Genomic DNA, 5,149 nt, shown 5'->3' on the forward strand with positions numbered 1-5,149 from the left:
CACGCCGTAGCCCAGCGCCTTGGCCGCACCATAGACGGCATAGGCAGCCAGCCCGACCGCATCGAACCAGTCGAGCGCCGCACCGCGCCACCAGCGCGCCGGCGTGATCCAGATCACCATCGCCATGACGAGGCACACCGATGCCGCGCGCGCATCGTGGACCCAGAACACCGGCGCCCCGATCAGCAGGTCGCGCACCGTTCCCCCTCCGACCCCCGTGATCAGCGCGAAGAAGGCGAAGGTCACCAGCGTCTGCCCGCGCCGCGCCGCCGCCAGCGCGCCCGACACCGCGAACACCGCCAGCCCCGCGACGTCCAGCCACGGCGCGAACGCGGGCAGCAGCACCTGCGGCGTCAGTGCCTCCGCCGGCGGCATCGCGCCGGTCAGTCCCGCTCGATCAGATAGTTCATCCGCGCCGACGCGATCGGTCGCGCGCGATCGTCCTGCCACGCCACCGCCTCAACATTGGCGACGCGGTTGCCCAGCCGGGTGATGATCCCCGCGGCCAGCGTATCGTGGTCGCGCCCGCCGCGCATGAAATCGACGGTGACGTTGATCGGCTTGATCCGGCCCCCGCCCTCCTCCGCCAGCGCGTGGCGCAGCGCCGCGATCGCGGCCACCTCCAGCAGGCCGGAAATCGCCCCGCCCTGCAGGAATCCGGGGCGGCCCAGCACCGCCTCGGCGAACGGCATCCGCATCACCGGCGTGCCGTCGGCGGCATATTCCAGCTGCGCACCCAGCAGCGTCGCATACGGGGGCAGGCGCATCACGGCGTCACCTTCGGATAGCTGCCGCTGGGCACCATGAACGTGGCGGCGACATGCGCGACCGGATCGTCGATATCGCCGTCATGCGCGATGCCGCGCGTGAACGAGATCGAGCGCGCGACGCGCAGGCATTCGGCCCGCCCGATCACGGTGCGGCCGGGCCGCGCGGGGCGCAGGTAATCGATGCGCAGGTCGACGGTGGCGTGCGGCACGAACGTCGCGATCCGGTTCCACACCGCCAGGCTGGTGGCGATATCCATCATCGCGATGATCGGCCCGGACGCGATCACGCCACTGTCCTCGTCGCCGATCATATCCTCGGCATAAGGCATCGCCAGTTCAACCCATTCGGCGTCGCGCGCGTGGAAACGGATGCCCAGCCGCCCGCCGTGGCCGCCGAAACGGCGCAGGTCGATCTGGTCCATCATCTTGGCCGGATTGAACGTCATGCCGCCGCCCTACACGCCCGCGCGCGCGCCGCGCAACGTTGCAGCGTTTTAACTAACGCCCGCCGCGCGCGCCGCCACACGATGGGCGCATCGTTTCGATGGATGTGGGGGCAAGGATGACGAACGGCGCGATGGGCACGGCACGGCGGATCGACATCGCCGACATTCCCGATCTGGCGACGATGATCGCCCCGGCCGGCAGCGTGCGCACCGCCGAACGCGGCGCGGATCATATCTGCGATTACATCGTCGAGCTGGTGATCCTGATCCAGTCCGATTCGCGGTCGTGATCCCGTCGCGCGCGGCGCTCGCCGCCGCGGCGGATCGGTCGGCGTCGATCGCGCGCGCGTGGCATGATGGCGAGGCGGTGCGCCACGTCGCCGCCGCCTTCGCCGCGCTGACGCCCGACGATGCTACGCGCGTGGCGGACGCCGCCGCGAAGCTGTTGGCCGACGCATCGTGGATCACCGCGCTGCTCGCCCCGCTGACCGCCGCGCTGCGCGACGACCCGTGGTTCGACGCCCCGCTGCGCGTCGCGCGCGATCCGCGGCGCACCGTGGTGCGGTTGCTGGACCTGCCCGCCGCCACCGTCTCCGCGACGGTCGCGATGGGCGACGCTGACGCGACGACGCTGACCGTTTCCGGGCGGCTGGCGGTGACGCGCTATCACCGCTCGGGCGGCGCGCGGCTGCTGCGCTGGGACGCCGGCCCGCCAGATGCCGGAGAGGCGCTGCCGCTCGCCTCACTGCCCGCGGTCGAGCTGCATGACGGGCTGGTGCTGCGCACCGATGGCCGGCGCGAGGCGACGCTGCTCGACACCGTCACGCCGGTCGCGACCGTCACCATTGCCACCCGCGCGCCCGCGATGGTGCGCGAATATGACCGCGCGACCGGTCGCCGCCTGCGCATCGCCACCGGCGACGACGGCGCGTCGCGCACCCATATGCTACTGACGCTGCTGCGCATCGCCGGCCGCAACGACGCGGGCGCGCGCTTCGACGCCGCGACCCGCGCCGGTGCCTTCCACCTGCGCTGGGAGGCGATGCGCGAATGGCTCGCGCTCGACGCCGACGCCGCGCTGCCGCGCCTGCGCGAACTGGCGGCGGGCGATCCCCACGCCTACGTGCGCGCCGCCGCCGCCGTCACGCTCGCCCGGCTGGGGGCCGCGCCATGCCCCGTCTGATCGACACCGCCGCGGACGACGCGATCACGCTCGACGAACTGGTCGATGCGCTCGACGCGGATCCCTGGGATCCGCGTGACGAGGATGCGTTCGCCGCGCGCGGCATCTGGCTGGCGCGGCTGGCGCGCAACCGCCGCTTCCTCGCCGACATGGCGATCGCCGAGCTGGAGACACGCTTCGCCGGGCAGGCGCGCAACAGCTATGGCGCGCAGGTGCTGATGCTGCGCCCGCCCGGCGGCCGCTACGCGCTGCGCGCCGCCTTCTGGCCCGCTCACGGCGACGCGGTGGTGCGCGCGGCGGGGACCGCGCCGTTCTTCTACGACCTGCCGCACGACCATAATTTCTCGTTCCTGACGGTCGGTTATCTCGGGCCAGGCTATTGGAGCGATTATTATCTGGCCGACCAGGCGTTCGACGGTAGGACGCACCGCGTCGCCGGCGATCGTGCCGGGCTGACGTTCGATCGCCGCGCTCGGCTGGAACCGGGACAGGTGATGCTCTACCGCGCGCACCGCGACGTCCATGTCCAGCATCCGCCCGACCGATTCTCGGTCTCGCTCAACATCCTGGGCCACGACCGGGCGCAGCCGTGGCGGACGCAATATCGCTTCGACACCGCCACCGACACGATCGCGCAGGCGATGACGGTCACCCCGTCGGAGGCGCTGGTGACGATCGCCGCGCAGCTGGGCGGCGACGACGGCACCGGCCTGGCGCAGGATATCGCGCTCCGCCACCCGAACTCGCGAATGCGCGCGACCGCGCTCGCCGCGCTCGACGGGCTGCTCTCCCCTGCCGCTACCCACCGGCTGGCGGAGCGCGCCGCGGACGATCGCGACCCGTGCAACGCCGCCGCGGCACGTGCGATTCTGGCCGGCTGACCGGTCCAAATCGGATCAGGTGTTGCGCCACGTCAGTGCCGCCCCGGTTACGATGCGGCGATGGCGGTGCGTCTGCTGATCGAACGCCCCGGACTGGCCGCCGCGCTTCGCCAGGTCGGCCTTGCCTGCGTCGTCGAGGGCGCCGCGCCGACCGTCGTGATCGGCGCGCCCGCCGACCTGTCGATCCTTGCGCAGCGGTTCGCCGGCGCCGCCACGCTGATCGTCGCGCGGGACGAGGCGGAGGAGATCGCGACGCTTGCTGCCGGGGCCGGCGATTGCACGCGCGGCGGCGATGCGGTCATCGCGGCGCGCGCCGCCCGGCTCCATGCCCAAGCCCCCGTCTGGCGGATCGGCGACCTTGTGATCGACCGGATCGCGCGCACCGCCGCGCGCGCCGGGCGGCCGCTCGACCTGCGCCCGCGGGAATATGCGTTGCTCGCGCATCTGGCGGCGCGGGTCGGCCGCACCGTGCCGCACGACGATCTGCGCCGCGCGGTGTTCGGCCTCCGCTTCGATCCGGGCACCAACGTGCTGGCGGTGCAGGTGTCGCGCGTGCGCGCCGCGCTGGAATGCGATGCCGCGCCGCCGATGCTGCTCACCGATCGCGGGCGCGGCTATCGGCTGGTTGCGGCGCCCGTGCCCGCCCTGTAGCTAAGCCGCAGGGCTTAGGAAGAGGATGCACCATGAACGATCGCGTTTCGATCACCGTCGCCGACGGGATCGCCGACGTGCGGCTGACCCGCGCGGACAAGATGAACGCACTCGATCCGGCAATGTTCGCCGGCCTGCGCGATGCGATCGACCGGCTGGGCACGATGCCGGAGGTGCGCGCGGTGGTGCTGTCGGGCGAAGGGCGCGCCTTCTGCGCCGGGCTGGACATGGCGTCGATGGCCGGCGGCGGTTCGGGACTGAAACTGTCGGAGCGCAGCCGCGGCCCGTCCAACGATGCGCAGTTCGTCTGCACCGGCTGGCGCGAGTTGCCGGTGCCGGTGATCGCGGCGGTGCACGGCGTCGCGATGGGCGGCGGGTTCCAGCTGCTGTCGGGCGCCGACATCCGCGTCGCGCATCCCGATACACGCATGGCGATCCGCGAAACCTATTGGGGGCTGGTGCCCGACATGGGCGGCTTCGCGCTGTGGCGCGGCACGGTGCGCGACGATATCCTGCGCGAGCTTGTCTACACCAGCCGCGAATTCTCCGCCGCGCAGGCGCAAGGCTGGGGGCTGGTGACGCATCTGGACGACGATCCCCACGCCCGCGCGATGGCGATCGCGCGCGATATCGCCGGGCGCAACCCAGATGCCGTGCGCGGGTGCAAGCGGCTGTTCGCAGAAATGCACGACGGCGACACCGCCTCGATCCTGCTGGCCGAAAGCGTCGAGCAGGTCGCGTTGATGGGATCGCCCAACCAGGTGGAATCGGTGAAGGCCAATATGGCCAGGCGCGCGCCGGTCTTCGTCGACGGGAACCCGCCGCCGCGAAGCTGAACGCGGCGTTGTTTCAGGTTCATGCAACCGGGGTACAAGGGACACGTTTCGACGGCATTACGAATTTCGGAACGGGAGAAATGTCACATGCGTAACCTGATGCTCGCCTTTGGCGCCGCCGCGATGGTCGCCCCCACGCTCATCGCCACCACCACCGACGCGGATGCGCGCCGCCATTCGCGATAGCGCGAGTGGCGCGGTGAGGACGGCCGCCTACGCTGCCGCAAGCCGGACGGCACCACCGGGCTGGTGGTCGGCGCGGTCGCCGGCGGCCTCCTGGGCCGCACGATCGACACGCGCGGCGACCGCACGCTCGGCACCGTGCTGGGCGGCGTCGGCGGCGCGCTGGCGGGCCGCGAGATCGAGCGCAGCAGCTCCAACC

9 protein-coding genes are annotated in these 5,149 nt (G+C 72.0%); 6 read left to right on the forward strand and 3 right to left on the reverse strand.

The features are described 5' to 3' along the window. From AX685_RS06325 to AX685_RS06335, 3 genes are all read right to left on the reverse strand, one after another. Positions 1-375, reverse strand: a 375-nt coding sequence (locus tag AX685_RS06325) for a trimeric intracellular cation channel family protein (protein ID WP_197418511.1), incomplete at its 3' end; no start/stop codon positions are given. A gap of 8 nt (positions 376-383) precedes the next feature. Beyond that, positions 384-767, reverse strand: coding sequence for a PaaI family thioesterase (locus AX685_RS06330; RefSeq protein WP_066486574.1), 384 nt, complete (start codon positions 765-767; stop codon positions 384-386). Beyond that, entirely contained in the window at positions 767-1,216 is a 450-nt protein-coding gene (locus AX685_RS06335) for a PaaI family thioesterase (protein ID WP_066486578.1), read from the reverse strand. The genes AX685_RS06330 and AX685_RS06335 overlap by 1 nt, the downstream gene beginning before the upstream one ends. 116 nt (positions 1,217-1,332) lie before the next feature. Between AX685_RS06335 and AX685_RS21470 the strand changes: the two genes are divergently transcribed. The 6 genes from AX685_RS21470 to AX685_RS23425 all read left to right on the forward strand — a co-directional run. Further along, positions 1,333-1,506 (forward strand): hypothetical protein, encoded by a 174-nt coding sequence (locus tag AX685_RS21470; protein WP_156445705.1) that lies wholly within the window; start codon positions 1,333-1,335, stop codon positions 1,504-1,506. Beyond that, positions 1,503-2,399, forward strand: coding sequence for a hypothetical protein (locus AX685_RS06340; protein ID WP_066486588.1), 897 nt, complete (start codon positions 1,503-1,505; stop codon positions 2,397-2,399). The genes AX685_RS21470 and AX685_RS06340 overlap by 4 nt, the downstream gene beginning before the upstream one ends. Next, on the forward strand, positions 2,387-3,280 hold the full coding sequence (locus tag AX685_RS06345; RefSeq protein ID WP_066486590.1) for a hypothetical protein: 894 nt from the start codon (positions 2,387-2,389) through the stop codon (positions 3,278-3,280). Before AX685_RS06340 ends, AX685_RS06345 begins: the two co-directional genes overlap by 13 nt. 60 nt (positions 3,281-3,340) lie before the next feature. Further along, positions 3,341-3,931 (forward strand): winged helix-turn-helix domain-containing protein, encoded by a 591-nt coding sequence (locus AX685_RS06350; protein WP_066486600.1) that lies wholly within the window; start codon positions 3,341-3,343, stop codon positions 3,929-3,931. A gap of 32 nt (positions 3,932-3,963) precedes the next feature. After that, positions 3,964-4,767, forward strand: coding sequence for a crotonase/enoyl-CoA hydratase family protein (locus AX685_RS06355; protein WP_066486602.1), 804 nt, complete (start codon positions 3,964-3,966; stop codon positions 4,765-4,767). A 249-nt stretch (positions 4,768-5,016) separates the two neighbouring features. Beyond that, the coding region (locus AX685_RS23425; protein WP_331710156.1) for a glycine zipper 2TM domain-containing protein at positions 5,017-5,149 on the forward strand (133 nt) is incomplete at its 3' end.

This window comes from Sphingomonas sp. CCH9-F2 (assembly GCF_001556735.1).
In the GTDB taxonomy this organism is placed as follows: domain Bacteria; phylum Pseudomonadota; class Alphaproteobacteria; order Sphingomonadales; family Sphingomonadaceae; genus Sphingomonas; species Sphingomonas ginsenosidimutans.